The organism is Nocardia concava NBRC 100430, from assembly GCF_000308815.1.
Classification (GTDB): Bacteria; Actinomycetota; Actinomycetes; order Mycobacteriales; family Mycobacteriaceae; genus Nocardia; species Nocardia concava.
In genome coordinates this window covers 16,373-33,805 of the sequence record NZ_BAFX01000025.1, presented here as the reverse complement: position 1 = coordinate 33,805, position 17,433 = coordinate 16,373, and the positions used below count along the sequence as shown (strand labels likewise).

The window sequence follows — 17,433 nt, the reverse complement described above, 5'->3', positions numbered from 1 at the left end:
ACGTTCACCATGCCGGTCTCGTCCTCGAGATTGAGGAAGGTGACCCCGCCCGCGGTGGCGGGGCGCTGCCGGTGGGTGACCGCGCCGCCGACGAGAACCCTTGCGCCGTCGCGAATGTCGAGCAGGCGGGCGGCGGGGACGACGCCGAGCGCGTCGAGGCGTTCGCGCAGGAATTCGGTGGGATAGCTGCCGGGTGAGACACCGGTCGCCCACACGTCGGCGGCGGCCAGTTCCAGTGCGCTCATGCCGGGCAGGGCGGGTGCGGCGGTGGCCGCGCCGGTGCCGGGCAGGCGGTCCGGGCGCTCCCCGGCGGCCGCGCCGGCGGCCCACAGGGCTTCGCGGCGGGTGCTGCCGAGGCTACCCAGCGCACCGGCGGTGGCCAGCGCTTCCGCCTGCGGCACAGACAGTTCCACGCGTCCGGTGAGGTCCACGAACGAGGTGTAGGGCCCGAGCTCACGGGCGGCGACGATCTGTTCGGCCAGCTCGGTGCCGATGTGCCGGACCGCGGCCAGACCCATTCGGATCGCCATGCCCTTCGATTCGAGGGTCGCCTCGGCCAGGCTGTGATTGATATCGGGCCCGTGCACCGCCACCCCGTGCCGCCGTGCGTCGGCGACCAGGGACTGCGGCGAGTAGAACCCCATTGGCTGGGCGCGCAGCAGTCCGGCGCAGAAGGCCGCGGGATGATGCAGCTTGAACCAGGCCGAATAGAACACCAGCGAGGCGAAACTCTGCGAATGGCTTTCCGGGAAGCCGAAATTCGCGAAGGCGTACACCTTCTCGTAGATGCGGTCGGCCTTCTCGCCGGTGATGCCGTGCAGCTGCTCCATGCCCTCGTAGAAGCGGGCGCGCAGCCGTTCCATCTTCTCCGTCGAGCGCTTGGAGCCCATGGCGCGGCGCAGCTGATCGGCCTCGGCGGCGGTGAATCCGGCGACGTCCACGGCCATCTGCATGAGCTGCTCCTGGAACAGCGGGATGCCCAGGGTACGTTCCAGCGAATTCTTCAGTGCCGGATGGTCGTAGTCGACCTTCTCCTTTCCGTTGCGGCGGCGGATGTAAGGGTGCACCGAGCCGCCCTGGATCGGCCCGGGCCGGATCAGCGCGACCTCGACTACCAGGTCGTAGAAGTTGCGGGGCCGCAGGCGCGGCAGGGTCGCCATCTGCGCGCGGGATTCGACCTGGAACACGCCCACCGAGTCGGCGCGGCACAGCATGTCGTAGACGCCCTCCTCGCTCAGGTCCAGCTGGTGCAGTTCGACGGTCTGCCCCTTGTGCTCGGCCACCAGGTCGATCATGTAGTGCAGCGCCGAGAGCATGCCGAGCCCGAGCAGGTCGAATTTCACCAAACCCGCTGCGGCGCAGTCGTCCTTGTCCCACTGCAGCACGCTGCGATCGGCCATGCGCGCCCATTCCGTCGGGCAGACGTCGGCGATGGGCCGGTCGCAGATCACCATGCCGCCGGAGTGGATGCCCAGATGTCTTGGCAGGCCTTCCAATTCACCGGCCAGCGCGAGCACGTCGTCCGGGATCTCGGTGTGCTGTTCCTGCGCGACGCCGGTCCACCGGCTCACCTGTTTGCTCCAGGCGTCCTGCTGCCCGGTCGAGAAGCCCAGGGCCCGTGCGGCATCCCGCACCGCGGACCGGCCGCGATAGGTGATCACATTGGCCACCTGCGCCGCGTACTCGCGGCCGTATTTGGCGTAGACGTGCTGGATCGCCTCCTCGCGCCGATCCGATTCGATGTCCACGTCGATATCGGGCGGTCCGTCGCGTTCCGGCGAGAGGAACCGCTCGAACAGCAGCTGGTTCTCGACCGGATCCACATTGGTGATGCCGATGGCGTAGCAGACCGCCGAATTGGCGGCCGAACCTCTTCCCTGACACAGGATGTCGTTGTCGTGGCAGAAGCTGACGATGTCGTGCACGACCAGGAAGTAGCCCGGGAACTCCAGCTCCTCGATGATCCGCAGCTCGTGCTCGAGCTGCCGGTAGGCCTGTTCGTTTCCGGCGCGCGAGCCGTAGCGGCGGGCCGCGCCCTTGAAGGTGAGTTCCCGCAGCCACGAGTTCTCGTCGTGGCCCTCCGGCACGTCGAAGGGCGGCAGTTGCGGCGCGATCAATCGCAGGTCGAAGGCGCATTCCCGGCCCAGCGCAACGGCATTCGCGACGGCCCGCGGGCAGGCGGCGAACAGCCGTGCCATCTCGTCGCCGGAGCGCAGGTGCGCGCCGCCGGTGGGTGCGAGCCAGCCCGCCATCTCGTCGAGGCTGGAGCGGGCGCGAATGGCGGCCAGCGCCATGGCCCGACGGCGCTGGGGCGGGGCGGCGAAATGCGCTCCGGTGGTGGCGAGTACGGGCAGTCCGACCCGGTCGGCGAGCGCGATGAGGCGGGCATTGCGCTCATCGTCCTCGGGAATCCCGTGGTGGGTGAGCTCCACGCTCACATGCTCGCGGCCGAAGCGCTCCACCAGTTCGCGCAGCGCCGCCTCGGCCGCCTCCTCGCCCTGCTGAAGCGCCTGTCGCACAGTGCCTTTCCGGCATCCGGTGAGGATGTGCCAGTGCCCGCCCGCCGCCTCGGTGAGCCGGTCCAGGTCGTAGCGCAGAATGCCCTTCTCCCCCGCCGCCATGTGCGCGACGGCCATCTCCCGGGAGAGCCGCCGATAGCCTTCCTGCCCGCGCGCCAGCACCAGCAGGTGTGGTCCGGCCGGATCGGGGGTGCCGGTGCGCGGCTCGGAATTCAGTGCGTCCGCGTCGTTTTCGCGTCTTCGGCGGCCGCGCGGCACCAGGTGCGCGCCCGCGCGGGCCGCGGTGCCGATGGACAGTTCGGCCCCGAAGATGGTCGGCATCCCCCATTCCCGGGCCGCCTCGGAGAATCGGACCACCCCGTAGAACCCGTCGTGGTCGGTGAGCGCGAGCGCTTCGAGGCCGAGCCGTACGGCCTCCTCCACCAGTTCCTCGGGCTGGCTGGCGCCGTCGAGGAAGCTGTAGGCCGAATGCGTGTGCAGTTCGGCGTAGGGGGTCGCCGAGGGCTGGACTCGATCGAGCTTGCCCGCCTCGTACTTGTCGCGCTTGCGGGACCAGGCCGGACCGTCGCCGCCGTCCCCGTCTATGTGCTTGGGGTCGGGTCGCCCGGAGAGCACCCTTTCCATTTCCGCCCACGACGGCGGGCCGTTGTGCCAGCCCACGACCCACCTCCTCGTGCAATCCGACCGGTCTCGAGTATCGAACATACATTCGAAACCGATTGGTCTCTACAACGACCCGCTCACAGGTCGTGGCGCGGTAACTGACTCTGGAGTAAGTTCTAGGCAATTCGATCTGTAAGGGAGCAGAGATGGCGGCATCGCGAAGCGATTCGGTCAGGGGTGGCGGTGGGGCGACGGGCGGGCCCGACGTTTCGGCCGAAAAGAACACCGGTTACCTGGCCCGACGGCGTGCCCGCCGCGATCTGAACGGCAAGCACGTCGTCATCACCGGAGCCTCCTCCGGCATCGGCCGCTCGGCCGCGTTCGCCGTCGCCGAGAAGGGCGCGGTCGTGATCCTGCTGGCCCGCCGCGCCGACGAGCTGTCCACCGTGGTGGACGAGATCACCGCGCAGGGCGGCCGGGCCTTCGGCTACCAGTGCGACGTCACCGACCAGGACTCCGTCGACAAGACCCTGGCGACCATCCTCGAGGTCCACGGGCACGTCGACATGCTGGTCAACAATGCGGGCCGCTCCATCCGCCGCGCCGTGCACCGCTCCACCGACCGCATGCACGACTTCGAGCGCACCATGGCCGTCAACTACTTCGGCGCGGTGCGCATGACCCTGGGCCTGCTGCCCGGCATGCGCGAGCGCCAGGACGGCCACATCGTGAACATCTCCAGCGCCGGCGTCCAGGTGGCCACCCCGCGCTTCGCCGCCTACCTGGCCAGCAAGGCCGCCCTCGACAAGTTCGCCGAGGTGACCGCCGCCGAAATGCGTTCCAGCAACATCACTTTCACCACCATCCACATGCCCCTGGTGCGCACCCCCATGATCACCCCCAGCGGCGACCAGGGCACCGGCACCCAATCCCCCGAATGGGCCGCCGCCACCATCGTCCGCGCCCTCACCGAGCGCCCCCGCCAAATCGACGTCCCCATCGGCACCCTCGCCGAATACGGCCAGCTCTTCGCCCCCGGCATCAAGGAGCGAGTCCTCCACCGCTACTACCGCGCCATCCCCGACTCCCCCGCCGCCAAGGGCGAAGCCACCCCCGACGAGGACCCCACTGACCTCGAACCCATTGCCCCCCAACGCCGTCGCCGCCCCGTCCCACCCGCCGTCCGCGTAACGGGCACCGCCCTCCGCCGAGCCGCCCGCCTGGTCCCCGGCACCCACTGGTAGACCGGGGTCTCGCTCTCGCGCATGGGCCGGGGTCATCCTTGCGAGGGAGGCGCAGTCGGGCCGATACGGGGCAGACTCGGTGGGCTATGGGTTTTCACGAAGTCGCCGCGAGACGCCGGGCCGGAGGTGAGGCGCGGCGGAGCATGCCGGCGTGGTTTCGCGATGTCTCCGGGCGTGCGCGTGACGTGCCGGAGTGGGTGGTGGATGCGGTCATCGCGGTCCTGGTGACGGTGGCGACGGTGAAGCCGCAGGTGGCCGAGGGGCGGGCCTGGTGGGTGGTCGCGGTCGCGGTGGTGGCCTCGGCGCCGCTGCTCTGGCGACGGCGCGCGCCGCTGGTGACCGGGGCCGTGGTCGGGGTGGGGATCACCGTGCTGGCATGTGCGCATGCGCTGCCCGCGTTGCCGTATGGAACCGTGGTGTGCGCGTACACGATTGCCGCGTACAGCGGTTCGGCGGCGCGGTGGGCGGCCGCCGCGGTCGGGGTGATCGGAATCTTGGCGTCACTGGCGCTGCCGAACGAACCGGTCGAATCGTATGCCTATGCGGCGCTGTCATTTTCGACGGCATGGACACTCGGCACCGGGGTTCGAGCCCGGCACGCGCAGATCGAATTGCTGCGGGAACGGGCGCGGCGGCTGGACGAGGAGCGGGGCGCGGCGGTCGCGCGGGAGCGGGTCCGGATCGCCCGGGATGTGCACGACATCGTCACGCACGCACTGGGTTCCATGATCGTGCAGGCCGAGACCGGGCCACTGTTGACGCGTACCGATCCCGGTAGGGCCGATGCCGTCTTCGCCGGGATCGCGGACACCGGGCGGGTGGCGGTCAGGGACCTGCGGCACAGCCTCGCCGTGCTGCGCGACGGCTCATCGCAGGCCCGCCATCAGCCGGGCATCGCAACCATTCCGGATCTGGTGGACGGCTGCCGACGCGGCGGCATGACCGCCGAGCTGGTCGAGAACGGGACGCGCCGAATGGTTTCCAGCGAAGTCGAGGTGACCGCGTACCGGGTGGTGCAGCAGGCGCTGGCGAATACGCTCGAACATGCCCGGGCCGATCGGGTGGAGGTGGCGCTCGATTGGTCCGACACCCTCCTCGAGGTGCGGATCAGCGACGATGGCGGCGCGGCGGGCAGTGCCACCGGGACCGCCGGAAATCTCCCACGCACCACCGCGATCGGACCGCTGCCGAGTTCCCCGGATTCGCCTCCCCGCCCTGGATCGGGTCTGGTCGGTCTGCGCGCACGCGTGGAAGCCTGCGGCGGGCGGCTGTTCAGCGGCCGGGCCGACCCCGGATTCATCGTCCGCGCCGAACTGCCCGTCCACACCGCGATGCCCGCCGTCGCCGAACCGCCCGGCGCTCAGGCAAACCCGGCCATCGTCCGAGAGGGCTGACCTTGCGCGTGCTGGTGGTCGACGACCAAGACTTGTTCCGTGGCGGATTCGCCCTGATCCTGTCGGCCGAATCTGACATCACCGTGGTGGGCGAGGCCGCCGACGGCCTGGAGGCCGTCGCGCTGGCGGAGGCGCTCGCGCCGGATGTGGTGGTGATGGATATTCGCATGCCGCGGCTGGACGGGGTCGAGGCCACCTCCCGCATCTGCGCGCGCACCGATGCGAAGGTGCTGGTGCTGACCATGTTCGACGTGGACGAATACGTCTATGCCGCGCTGCGGGCCGGGGCCAGCGGGTTTCTGTTGAAGGACGCGCGGCGCGAAGAGCTCGTGGCCGCCGTGCGGGTGGTGGCGGCGGGCGATGCGCTGTTGGCTCCGGCGGTCACGCGGCGAGTCATCGCCCAGCTCGCCGGGCACGGGAATCCGCGGCCGGAGTTGGCGAATCGATTGTCGGAGTTGACCGATCGGGAGCGCGACACCCTGCGGGAACTGGCGCGCGGGCAGTCCAACGCGGAGATCGCGCGGGCGCTGACGGTCACCGAACACACGGTGAAAACCCATGTGAGCGCCGTACTTTCGAAGCTCGCGCTGCGCGATCGGGTGCAGGCGGTGGTCTTCGCCTACGAAGCCGGGCTGGTGGTCCCGGGCCGGGAGGGTTGACTCCACCCGTCCCGCGCACACTCGACCGGGCGACGGCCTGCCTCGGCCATGGGAGCGAGTCGGGGTTCACTCTCGGCGGCGATGTGCGGCAGCGCCGTTCACTTCAGCATCGAAGGGTGACAACCAGGCATTTTCCCGAAAGCCCCGCCCGGACCGCCCTGCCCTCGAACGCGGCGCTCGCCCTCGCCGCCACGGTCGTGTCCGCGGTGCTGTGGAAGCTCGGCACGGGCCTGCACCCGTGGCCCGGATTCGCCGCTCTCGCACCGCTTCCCGTCCTGCTGATCGTGCCCCGCGTCTCCGCCCGCGTGGCCTTCGCCGTCGGCTTCCTGTCCTGGCTGGCAGGGGCGACCCCCTATTGGCACTACTTCCTCGACACAGTCGAGCAGCCATTGCTGTCGGCGTTCGGCCTGCTGATCGGCACGGCGACGATCTACGCCGGTTTGATCGTCCTGACCCGCCACCTGATCCGCCGCGGCCACCTCGGTGCGGCAATCCTCGCCCTCCCTTCGGGCTGGGTCGTCATGGAGTATCTGGTCTCCCGATTCGGCCCGTTCGGCGCATGGTGGAGCCTGGCCTACACGCAGTCGGATGTGCTGCCCGTAATCCAGGTCGCGTCCTTGACCGGATGGCTGGGCCTCTCGTTCCTCGTCATGGTGGTACCGGCGCTCATGGCCGTACTGCTCGACCCCACGACTCCGCGCCGAACCCGAATGCGCTGTGCGGCAGCAGGACTCACAATGCTGCTCGCGGTGCCCGGGTACGGCTTCTGGCAGCTGCGGGCCTCCACCGATGCCACGGTGCCGGTGGGCCTGGTCGCCGTATCCCAGCCCGAGGACTTCGTCCCGGTCGATTCCCCCGACGGCCGAGACATGATCACCCGCGTGGTCACCGAGGTGGAACGCCTGGCCGACCGTGGTGCCAAGGCCATCGTCCTACCCGAGAAGTCCTGGCGCGCCAGCGAATCCACCCTGCCGGTCTTGGCCGGGCCGCTCACCGAGGTGGCAACCCGCCGCAACCTCCACATCATCGCGGGCCTGCTTCTCACCCGCGGCGACACCACCGTGAACGCCGCCATCGACTACCCCTCCGGCGCCCTGTACGAAAAGCACTACCTGGTACCGGGTTTGGAGGCCAAGCTCCGCCCCGGCACCACCTGGACCCGAATCCCCGACACCACCTGGTCCCTGGCCATCTGCTTCGACCTGGACCGCCCCGCCCTGGTCCGCGCCAACCGCGCCGAGGGCGCAACCCTGCTCCTGGTCCCCGCCCTGGACTTCCGCGACGATCGCTGGATCCACAGCCGCATGGCCGTCCTCCGCGGCGTCGAATCCGGCCTAGGCATAGCCCGAGCCCCGCAACTGGGCCAACTGGTCGCCAGCGACCCCTACGGCCGCATCCTCGCCACAGCCGACACCGACATCACCGTCACCCGCTCGGTCCTCGCCGCCATCCCCGCCCCCACCGCCGAAACCCTCTACACCCGCTACGGCGACTGGTTCGCAGCCGCCGCCGCACTCCTCTTCGCCCTCACCCTCATAGCCGCAGCCCGTTCCAGGCGCTGACGATGTCTGCCGCAGACTCGACGTTATTGCGGGTGGACCTCGTCGACCACGACGGCGGTGGCGGGCTTGGGAGACGCGCCGCAGCTGGCCTGGCGGGGCGGGTAGGCGACGGTGCGCGTGGTGACCAGCCAACGGCGGCCGTCCCGGTGGGTCACCTCGGCCGCGCCCGCGTAGGTCGCCGGGTCGGTGGAGTGTTCGAGGTGGTCCGGGGCCGGGGTGACGGTGAGGTCGTCGATGCCCACGGCGGGATCGATATCGCCGGGAAGGGCTGTGGCGGAACCGGAGTCGTCGAGGGTGGGGGTGGCAAGAGTGTAGGAGGCATCGGCGATGCGTTGGCGGACAGCGACTTCCGCGACCTGTTCGACCGGCGTGTAGCAGCTGCGGCCGCGGAAACCGGTGAGGGAGACCTCGCCCTTGTCGGCGGCGGCGAGCATGGTGTGGGCCGAATCCTCGGTCAGGCGGCCGTAGGTGAGGCCGGCGGGGAGGACGATGACGGCGGGGGCGAAGCGGTGGCCGCCGGTGTGGGAGCACTCCCAGACCCGGTCCGGATTCGCGGCGGAAAGGCTCGCGGCGATGGGGCGGCCGAGCAGGGCGCAGCATTGGTCGCGTTTGCCGTGGGCGCAGACCAGGACCAGCGGATCCGTCACGGCCGCACCGATTCCCGGGGGCGGGCCGTTCAGCAGGTGCAGGTCGATGTCCAGCAGCTCACGCAGATCGGTGATCTCGAAACGCTCGCACCACGAGCCCTCCGGGCGCGAACTGGCGAGCAGAACCGTTCGGACACCGGAGAATTCATTGCGGCCGGGACGGCGGATGAGGGTGGGTCGCACGTGCGCGGCCTTGGTGCGGGCGGCCAGTTCCGGGGTGATGGCGGGACCGAGCACCTCGTCGCCGATCACATCGCGCCCCCAGGCGCCGGGCTGTTCGACACACAGCCAGCCGGTGATGCCGGTCGCGCTGCCGGGTAGCGGAACCTCCTCCGCCGCAGCCGAACACGACAACCCCTCGAACCCGCTCACCACGACATCCCGATGCTCACAAACGACATCTCCACGCTCACAATGGCTTCCCGTCGATCAACTTCCGAATCACCTGCTCCAGCCGCCGCTGTCGCGTCTCCGGCCGCACCGCACTGCCCAGGTGATACCCGACCGCGATCCGCGACTGCATGGGCAGCGTCTCGAAGAACGCGGCGGCCTCCGGATATCGGGCCAGCGCGTCCAGGAAGTCCTGCGGCAGATCGCGTCCCACCGCGTTCTCCCAGCGCCCGTCCGCCTTGGCTCGGTCGATCTCGGCCTGCCCGGCCGGATGCATGAGCCCGGCGGCGATCAGTTCGCCCACCAGCGCCACATTGCGCTGCGACCATTGGCTGCGCCGCCGCCGGGGCGTGAATCCCATGACGAAGAAGTCGTCGTCGAGGGTCCTCGATTGGCTGTCGATCCAGCCGAAACACAGGGCCTGGCGCAGTGCGCCGTCATAGTCGAGCGAGACGAATCCCGAGCCCTTCTTCGCGAACTTCAGCCAAATCCCGTCCACGGCCGCGTGATTGGCCGTCAGCCAGTCCCGGAAGGACTGCTCGTCGGGAAACCACAGCGTGGGACGCTCGGATGCGGACACCGTTCAACTGTAGATAACGCCAGCTCAATGCCCCAGAAAGGGGAGCACTTCGGTCTCGAATTCGCGATAGCGGTCGCGGTGGATGCTGTGGCCGGAGCTGAAGGTGCGCACCGTGCAGTCGGCGATGCTCGCCCGCATTTGCTCCAGCTTCGCCGGATCCACCATGCCGCCCGGCCCGCCGCGCAGGAACAGGGTGGGCGCGGTGATGTCGGTCAGCCCCTCCCACCATTCCGGATACGGCTTGCGGAACTGTTCGAGCGCCGTGCCGGTCATGGACCGGTCGAAGGCCAGCACCGCCCGCGGATGCCGGATCAGGCTGGTGGTGGCGTGCCACAGTTCCGGCACCGACGGCAGCCGGCGGGTGAACCGCACCTGCTCGTCGCCGGAGCGCAGCGGCAGCGGCTGTTCCTCGATCACCAAGCGCCGCACCAGTTCCGGGCGTTCCATGGCCACCCAGGAGATGGCGTAACCGCCCAGCGAATGCCCGACCAGATCGACGGCCCCGAGCTCGAGCCGTTCGCACAGCGCCAGGATGTCGGCCCCGAATTCGGGGAATCGATACGAGTCGGCGTGCGCGCTGCGACCGTGGCCGCGCAGATCCGGAATGATCACCCGGCGGCCCCGGCGCACCAGTTGCGCCGCGAAGCGATCCCAGGTGTGCCCGTCCCCGCCCATGCCGTGCACCAGCACCACGGGGGTGTCGCTGTAGAGATGCCCGCCCGTCGCCCCGGAATCCCGGTAGGCGATCGAGACGTCATCGAGCGAGACCCGGGTGACCGCTAACTCCACGAGGATCCAGGGTACGGACCGGCGGTCGGAAGATGCTGCGATTTGTGCGCACCCTCATAGCGGACGCGGCGCTTCGGTTGTCTATTCATTCGGGTCTTGAATGACCGCGAAACAGTACTTGCCCTGCGGTGATGCGCAGCGAAATGGGCTGTGAAATAGATCACTTCCACATTGTGGATAATTGCTCGAGCTCCCCGGTAGCGTCTTCGACGATTCGAAACATTGCTTTTTCAGTCGGGGAAATATGGTTCTCAACGCTGCCGCCCCCGCGGTCGATCTCGAGGAACCGGGGCCGCCGCGGCCACCCTTCGCTACGGGCTGGGTTCTCCTGGTCACCGCACTCAGCGGGGCATTCCTGGCCATCCCGACCTGGCGCTACGACTTCTTCGGCGACGAACTGTATTTCATCGCGGCCGGAGCCCATCGCAGTCTCACCTATGCCGACCAGGGCGTGCTCATCCCGCTGATCGCCCATCTGGCCGATGCCCTGGCGCCCGGCTCGGCGCCCGTGCTCCGATTACCGGCGGTGCTGATGACCACGGGCGCGGTGGTGATCAGTGCCGCGGTCGCCCAGGAACTGGGCGGCTCACGCACCGCGCAATTGGTCGCGGCGGCCGCCTACGGGATCTCGCCGCTGGCCGCGACCCAGGCCGTGCAGCTCAGCACCTTCTCCTTCGACGCCACCCTGCAGGCCGCCATCATCTGGCTGCTGATCCGCTGGATTCGCACCCGCGACGATCGTTTGCTGATCGTTCTCAGCGTCATTGCCGCGATCGATCTTCAGGTCAAATGGTTCATCCCCACGATCCTGCTGTGCCTGGCCGGCGGCATCCTGGTCGCGGGCCCGCGGCAGCTGCTGTGGCGGCGCGCGCTGTGGAAGGGCGTCGCCATCTTCGCGGCCTCCGCGGTGCCCGGCCTGTGGTGGCAGCACACGCACGGCTGGCCGGCGCTGGCCATGAGCAAGGTGATCGGCGCCGAACAGGACGCGGCCGGTGGCGGGCCGCTGGCCTGCCTGCCGCAAATGATCGGCCTGTGCGGGCTGCTCGGCGGACTGCTCGCCGGTTGGGCGTTCTGGTGCCTGGCCCGGCAGCGCTGGCTGCGGCCCTACCTGTTCATGCTCGTCGCCTCGGGCCTGCTGGTGCTGGTCGTGCTCATCGGGCACGGACGGCCCTACTACACAGCGGGATTCCTGCCGGTGCTGTTCGGCATCGGCGCGGCCTCCCTGCCGTACTCGGTGAACGACCGCGGCGGCCGGCTGCTGCGCATGATCGCGGGACCGATCATCGCGCTGTCGCTGGCCATCATCGCCATCCTGGTGGCCACCCTGCCGCAACCGGCTTCCCGGGTGCACGGCGTCATCCGGACCCAGGCCGACTTCGCCATGCGGACCAGCATCTACGGCTACTCGGGCTGGTCGGAGCTGACCGCGAAGGTCGCCGAGGCCTACCGGCAGCTGCCGGAGTCCGAACGCCCGAAAGTGATCGTCGCCCAGAACTATTGGCAGGCGGCCGCGCTGCAGAACTTCGGCCGCGACTTCGGCCTGCCGCCGGTGTACAGCCCCAACCGCGGGTTCGGCTACTTCGGATCGCCCCCGGCCGACGCCGGCGCGGTCCTCTACGTCGGCATCGACAGCGCCGACCCGACCCTGCGACGGCAGTTCACCTCGGTGACCGTGCTCGAACACCTCGACGTGCCCAATGGGTTTCCGGGCGTGAACACCGATATCGCGATCTCGATCTGCCGCGGGCCCGTGCATCCCTGGACCGACCTGTGGCCGGACATGATGGATCTGCACCTGCCGCTGGGCATTTGATTCATTCGTACTGCTGATTCATTCGTACAGTCCCTCCACATGCCAGGTCCGGTTGTAGCCGAGCAGTAGCAGCGCGCGCAGGCGACGGACATCCTCGGCGTGAATCTGCACCTGCGCCCGGGCGGCGAACCCGTGCTCCACCCGATGCGTCCACCAGCGATCGTCCAGCGGCCACGGCCCGGCCCACCCGGTCAGCCGCCAAGAACTGCTACCCCAGTGCAGCAGTGCCGGATCCGCGGTGAACAGGCCGCGATCGGTCACCCAGATCGGGGCGCCGTCGGCATCCTCCAAACGAATCTTCGGATGATGGGTGAGCACCAGCGCGGGCGCGGGCTCCGGTAACCGGCCGGGCCACGGCTGCGCCGGATCGGCGGCGGGGACGGGTTCGTCGCCGAGGGTCACCATGGTGATCCGCTCCTCCGGACCGCGGCCGCCGCTGAGCACCCCCATGCGGACGGCGTCACCGCCGAGCAGACTCTGCACCCGAATCAGCGCGCGGCGGGCCCGCTCCTCGTCCTCGCCGACGCCGCCCCACAGGCCGAGCTGCAGCGCACCGGCCGAGACCACCTCGACCGGTTCCAGCCGCAGCCGGGTGACGGCGGCGTTCGGATCGTCGGAATCCTGTTGTGCCCGGGCGCGATCGAGGGCGCGGCGGGTGAGCCAGCCGTCGAGCTGCCAGCGGATGCGGTCGGCGGTGCTGTCGGGAGTGAGGGGTTCGGCGCAGCGCCAGATGCGGGAAAGCTCGTCGCCCGCTTCGGTTTCGGCGTGAATGATCAGACGGGTGCAGGCCACGGCGGCCGCCGAGAGCTTGGTGTGCAGTTCGGCGGCGAGCATGCGGCCGACGAAGGCGGCCATGTCGACGCGCTCGATCGGCGGATCGCAGCGGTGTTCGACGGTCAGGTCGGCGGCGGGCAGGCGGGCGGCGGGCGGGCGCTCCGGGACGGCGCGGGCACAGCGGTGCGCGAGGATGGCGTCCGCGCCGAACCGCGAGGACACCTCGGCCGGAGTCAGCGCCGCGAAATCGCCGATCCGGCGCAGGCCCAGGCGATGCAGCAGATCCACCAGCTCCACGCGCTGCGGCGCGGCCAGCACCGGCTCCACCGCCAGCTCCGAAACCGGCATGGGCGCAAGGAATTCCGCGCCCTTGCCGGGCGGCACCAGAGTGGCGCGGCGGGCCGCGAACACCGCGGTGGACAGCTCGTCGGCAATGCCGATCTGGCATTCCACGCCGACCGCCGCCACCGCGTCGACCAACCGCTCGGCGGCGGCCTCCTCGGACCCGAAGAAGCGCGCCGCGCCGCGCGCCGACAGCGCCAGCATCCCCGGGCGCAGCACCTCGACGCCCGGCACGGTGGCGTCCACCGCCACCACCACGGGCTCGAACAGCCGCGCATCCCGATCCGGATCATCCTGTGCCACAAGCAGATCCGGGCATCTCCCCTGCGCCTCCCGCTTGCGCAGCCCGCGCCGGATCCCCTCCGCCCGCGCCACCGCATTACAGGCCGCCACCTTGTTATTTGCGATCACCGCCACCGCGCGCGTGGCCTCCACTCCCGCCTCGGCGGCAGCCGCCACCGCAGGCCAATCCAGGCACCACACCACCAGCACCCGCCGCGCCTTCACCCGGCCACTCCCGCAACATCTTCCGTCATTCCGGCGACGACTTCTTCCGTCATTCCGGCGAGCTTTTGGCCGGAATCCACTGTGGTGGTATGGATCCCGGCCAAAAACATGCCGGGATGACGAGTAGACCCGCCGGGATGACGAAGGGGAATTCCGTCCAGCCGGTCAGCTCGCGGCATGGCGCGCCAGCTGTAGCGGTTCCGGCGTGGCGATCGGCTGGGCGGCCTCCGTGGTGGAGACCCATTCGACGCGGCCGTTGGCGGGGCTGAGGGCCAGGTGGCCGGAGCGGGGTTGGGCGGACCGGCCGCGGACGGAGACGTCGAGGCGGACGGTGCGCAGGCGACCGCAGCCCCGGCCGAGGCCGCCGTACCCGGCGACGCGGGTGTCGATGTGCAGGGCGGAACCGGACCAGGAGCCGTTGGTGACCATCAGCGTGGAGTTCTTGCCGCGGGCGCGGGCGGCGAGCACGCGGGTGCGCGACATCGGGACCGAGAGCCCGTTCAGGCCGAGGACCACCAGGTCCAGGCCATCCAGCAATACGGAGGCAACCTCGAGCGGGTCGGGTCCCGGATCGGAAACCACCGCCAGCCGGTCGAGCCGTGCGCCCATCTCGGCGGCGGCCAGCAGGCCCAGCCGCGGCATCCCGACCACGGCGGCATGCCCGCCCGCGCTCGTCACGGCGGCCAGCAGTCCGGCGATCAGCGATCCGGCGCCGTTGTAGACGACCACCGACCCCTTCGCCAATCCGCCGTCGGGCAACAGGTTTTCGAGTGCCTTCGGCACCGGCAGCGCCTCGCGCCGCGGCTCCTCGGCCACGGGCGCGCGAGTCTCCGATCCCGCACCGCGCGCGGGCACCGCGGCCATCCGCCGCCGTAACTCCGCCAACTGCGCCCGCTTGGCCTCCGCAGCCGAACCCATCTCCTGACCACCTCTCCCAGCACCGGCTCAGCTACCTAACATAATCGAAAGTATGTTCGATCAATGCACAGTAGAACTCGAGTCGCAGGACGCGTCAAGAGGCGTGTGGCGCAGCGCGACGGATGAGGTCAGGGAGTCGGGTGATCTTCGTTCGTCCGACTGGTCATGCCATGCCTAGGCAGTGCTCGGCACTGTTTGCCCCGGCGCGAATCTCCGACAGTGGAATCCGCCGGAACGGATCCGGCACACCGAACACGGGAGAACACCACAAATGACTGTCACACTCGGCCGCACCGGCATGGACATCACCCGCACGGGCTTCGGTTCGTGGGCCGTCTCCGGCTCGGGGTGGAGCTTCGGCTGGGGCGACACCGACGACGCCGAATCGGTCGCCGCCATCCGCCACGCCCTCGACTCCGGAGTCAACTGGATCGACACCGCCGCGGTGTACGGCCTGGGCCACTCCGAGGAACTGGTCGGCAAGGCCATCGCCGGACTCTCCGACGCCGATCGCCCGTACATCTTCACCAAGGCCGGACTGGTCTGGGATCCGGAGAACCCCGCCGCCTCGCCGCGGCGAATCATGAAGCCCGCCAGCGTGCGCCGCGAGGTCGAGGATTCGCTGCGGCGGCTGGGGGTCGAGGCCATCGACCTGTACCAGGTGCACTACCCCGACACCGGCGAATCGCTGGAGTACGCCGGTGACGGCTTCGGCGCGGTCTCGCCCAATGCCACTCCGCTGGAGGAGTACTGGCAGGTCATGGCCGACCTGAAGGCCGAGGGCAAGGTGCGGGCCATCGGCCTGTCCAATCACGACGCCGACCTGCTCGAGCGGGCCGAGCGGGTCGCCCACGTCGATGTCATCCAGCCGCCGTTCTCGGCCATCAACCGCTCCGCCGCGGCCGAAATCGCTTGGGCGCGTGCGCACGACACCGGCGTCATCGTCTACTCGCCCATGCAGTCCGGCCTGCTCACCGGTGCCTTCACCGCCGAACGCGTGGCCGGCCTGCCCGCCGACGACTGGCGAAAGGCCCACGCCGACTTCACCACCGGCCTCACCGCCAACCTCGCGCTGGTCGAGGCGCTGCGCCCGATCGCGGCCCGCCACGGCCGCAGCGTCGCCGAGGTGGCCATCGCCTGGGTGCTCGCCTGGCCCGGCATCACCGCGGCCATCGTCGGCGCCCGCAAGCCGGCTCAGGTCGACGGCTGGATCGACGCCGCCACCCTCGAACTGACCCCCGCCGACCTCGAGGAGATCGCCCTCGCGATCGAGGCCTCCGGCGCGGGCACCGGCCCTGCCCGCCGCGCCTGAGCTCCAGCGGCTCACGGTGAAAGGGACGAAGGAACCCGGCCGCGGGAACCCGCGGCCGGTTCGTCCGGAACGCCAGGATGGCCTCGGGAATCTCGCCGATTGTCACGGATCGTGGTCGCCAAGCGAAACGCGCTGTGTCCGTATGGGTCTGGAGGACGGGCGCGGATCCCGGGGTAGCGGGCCAGCAAACCCCAGGTTTCGAAGCAGGCCAGTCAGGATGGTTTTCCGCTACCCTGCACCCGTGACCGAACGCGCCCGTCCCATTGTCGGCCCCGATTATCTGGTGGCCGGACGCTACCGCCTCCAGTCGAAGCTGGGCGGCGGGGGCATGGGCGCCGTGTGGCTGGCAACCGATCGGCTGCTGCACCGGGATGTGGCCATCAAGCAGGTGCTCACCACGCAGGGCCTGAGCGAGGAAGAGGCGCAGGAGGTTCGCAGCCGCATCATGCACGAGGGGCGGGTGGCGGCCAAGCTGTCGCACGAGCACGCCATCGCCGTGTACGACGTGGTGCTCGAGGCCGGTGAGCCCTGGCTGGTGATGGAGTACCTGCCGTCGCGGAGCGTGGCCAAGGCGCTCGCGCTGGTGGATCGGCTGTCCCCCATCGAGGTGGCGCAGATCGGGGCGCAGGTGGCGGACGCGCTGGCCACCGCGCACTCGGCGGGCATCGTGCACCGCGATATCAAGCCGGGCAATATTCTCGTCGCCGATCGCGGGGACGAGGTCGGCATGGTGAAGCTGTCCGACTTCGGCATCTCCAGCGGCGCCAACGACGCCACCGAGGAGATCGGCGACGTCATCACCGGCACCCCCGCCTACCTGCCGCCCGAGGTCGCGCGCGGCACCCGGCCCACCACCGCCAGCGACGTATTCTCGCTCGGCGCAACGCTGTACACCGCCATCGAGGGCCAGCCGCCCTACGGCTTCGACGAGGACAGCAATGTCATCGTGGAGCGTGCCGCCATGGCGCAGATCATTCCGCCCGCCCGCAGCGGCCCGCTCACCGACGTGCTGCTGCACATGATGGAACCGGCCCCGCAGCGCCGCCCCACCATGACCGAGGCGCGCAACGAAATCCTCACCGCCGCCTTCGGACCCGGCACCGCGCCCTACATCCTGAAGTCCCCGGTCCGCACCGAGGACGGAACGATTCCGGCGTGGGCGGCCCGCAACTCGGCGGCCGGACTGCGCAGCCCGCTCTCCAGCCCGCTTCCCCGCCCGCCGCGCGCCCAGGCGGCGGCTCCGGTTGCGCCGCAACCGAAAAAAGGCTTCGACTTCAGCGCCCTGGGCCCGAACGCGGGCCCGCTCGCGGTGGCGATCGGCCTGCTCATCGGCCTGCTGATCATCATCGTGATTCTGGTTGTGCTGTAGTCCCGCCCTCG

The 17,433-nt window shown here is 69.9% G+C and carries 13 protein-coding genes; 7 read left to right on the top strand and 6 right to left on the bottom strand.

The genetic code is table 11. The features are described from left to right. Positions 1-3,179: error-prone DNA polymerase (locus ON43_RS06655; RefSeq protein WP_040804765.1), on the bottom strand; the 3,179-nt coding region annotated here is incomplete at its 3' end. A gap of 149 nt (positions 3,180-3,328) precedes the next feature. On the opposite strand from ON43_RS06655, the gene ON43_RS06650 reads away from it, so the two are divergent. The 4 genes from ON43_RS06650 to ON43_RS06635 all read left to right on the top strand — a co-directional run bounded on the left by ON43_RS06650 (position 3,329) and on the right by ON43_RS06635 (position 7,981). Further along, positions 3,329-4,366: an SDR family NAD(P)-dependent oxidoreductase gene (locus tag ON43_RS06650; RefSeq protein ID WP_083913202.1), complete on the top strand. Its 1,038-nt coding sequence runs from the start codon at positions 3,329-3,331 to the stop codon at positions 4,364-4,366. A 143-nt stretch (positions 4,367-4,509) separates the two neighbouring features. Beyond that, positions 4,510-5,760 carry a sensor histidine kinase gene (locus ON43_RS06645; RefSeq protein WP_051178031.1) on the top strand — a complete coding sequence of 417 codons (1,251 nt, stop codon included), beginning with the start codon at positions 4,510-4,512 and terminating at the stop codon, positions 5,758-5,760. Then, positions 5,757-6,419 (top strand): response regulator, encoded by a 663-nt coding sequence (locus ON43_RS06640; RefSeq protein ID WP_040804785.1) that lies wholly within the window; start codon positions 5,757-5,759, stop codon positions 6,417-6,419. The genes ON43_RS06645 and ON43_RS06640 overlap by 4 nt, the downstream gene beginning before the upstream one ends. Positions 6,420-6,535: 116 nt before the next feature. Then, positions 6,536-7,981, top strand: coding sequence for a hypothetical protein (locus ON43_RS06635; protein ID WP_051178029.1), 1,446 nt, complete (start codon positions 6,536-6,538; stop codon positions 7,979-7,981). Positions 7,982-8,004: 23 nt separating this feature from the next. Here the strand turns inward: ON43_RS06635 and ON43_RS06630 are convergent, their stop codons facing one another. The 3 genes from ON43_RS06630 to ON43_RS06620 are packed head-to-tail and all read right to left on the bottom strand — an operon-like array spanning position 8,005 to position 10,387. Then, positions 8,005-9,000 (bottom strand): ferredoxin family protein, encoded by a 996-nt coding sequence (locus tag ON43_RS06630; protein ID WP_040804781.1) that lies wholly within the window; start codon positions 8,998-9,000, stop codon positions 8,005-8,007. A gap of 37 nt (positions 9,001-9,037) precedes the next feature. Then, positions 9,038-9,598 carry a YdeI/OmpD-associated family protein gene (locus ON43_RS06625; protein WP_040804762.1) on the bottom strand — a complete coding sequence of 187 codons (561 nt, stop codon included), beginning with the start codon at positions 9,596-9,598 and terminating at the stop codon, positions 9,038-9,040. 24 nt (positions 9,599-9,622) lie between these two features. After that, positions 9,623-10,387: an alpha/beta fold hydrolase gene (locus ON43_RS06620; protein WP_040804760.1), complete on the bottom strand. Its 765-nt coding sequence runs from the start codon at positions 10,385-10,387 to the stop codon at positions 9,623-9,625. A 244-nt stretch (positions 10,388-10,631) separates the two neighbouring features. Between ON43_RS06620 and ON43_RS06615 the strand changes: the two genes are divergently transcribed. After that, a complete protein-coding gene (locus ON43_RS06615) occupies positions 10,632-12,200 on the top strand; it encodes an ArnT family glycosyltransferase (RefSeq protein ID WP_040804758.1) in 1,569 nt (522 codons plus the stop codon). Positions 12,201-12,218: 18 nt separating this feature from the next. Here ON43_RS06615 and ON43_RS06610 read toward each other — a convergent pair whose 3' ends face one another. Together ON43_RS06610 and imuA' are read right to left on the bottom strand one after the other, a co-directional pair. Continuing rightward, positions 12,219-13,823, bottom strand: a complete 1,605-nt coding sequence (locus ON43_RS06610; protein ID WP_040804755.1) for a DNA polymerase Y family protein — start codon at positions 13,821-13,823, stop codon at positions 12,219-12,221. A 165-nt stretch (positions 13,824-13,988) separates the two neighbouring features. Continuing rightward, positions 13,989-14,741 carry a DnaE2-dependent mutagenesis accessory factor ImuA' gene (gene imuA' / locus ON43_RS06605; RefSeq protein WP_040804752.1) on the bottom strand — a complete coding sequence of 251 codons (753 nt, stop codon included), beginning with the start codon at positions 14,739-14,741 and terminating at the stop codon, positions 13,989-13,991. 271 nt (positions 14,742-15,012) lie between these two features. On the opposite strand from imuA', the gene ON43_RS06600 reads away from it, so the two are divergent. Both ON43_RS06600 and ON43_RS06595 read left to right on the top strand, forming a co-directional pair. Further along, positions 15,013-16,053 (top strand): aldo/keto reductase, encoded by a 1,041-nt coding sequence (locus ON43_RS06600; protein ID WP_040804750.1) that lies wholly within the window; start codon positions 15,013-15,015, stop codon positions 16,051-16,053. 217 nt (positions 16,054-16,270) lie between these two features. Further along, positions 16,271-17,422 (top strand): serine/threonine-protein kinase, encoded by a 1,152-nt coding sequence (locus tag ON43_RS06595; RefSeq protein ID WP_040804747.1) that lies wholly within the window; start codon positions 16,271-16,273, stop codon positions 17,420-17,422. The last annotated feature ends 11 nt before the right edge of the window (positions 17,423-17,433 follow it).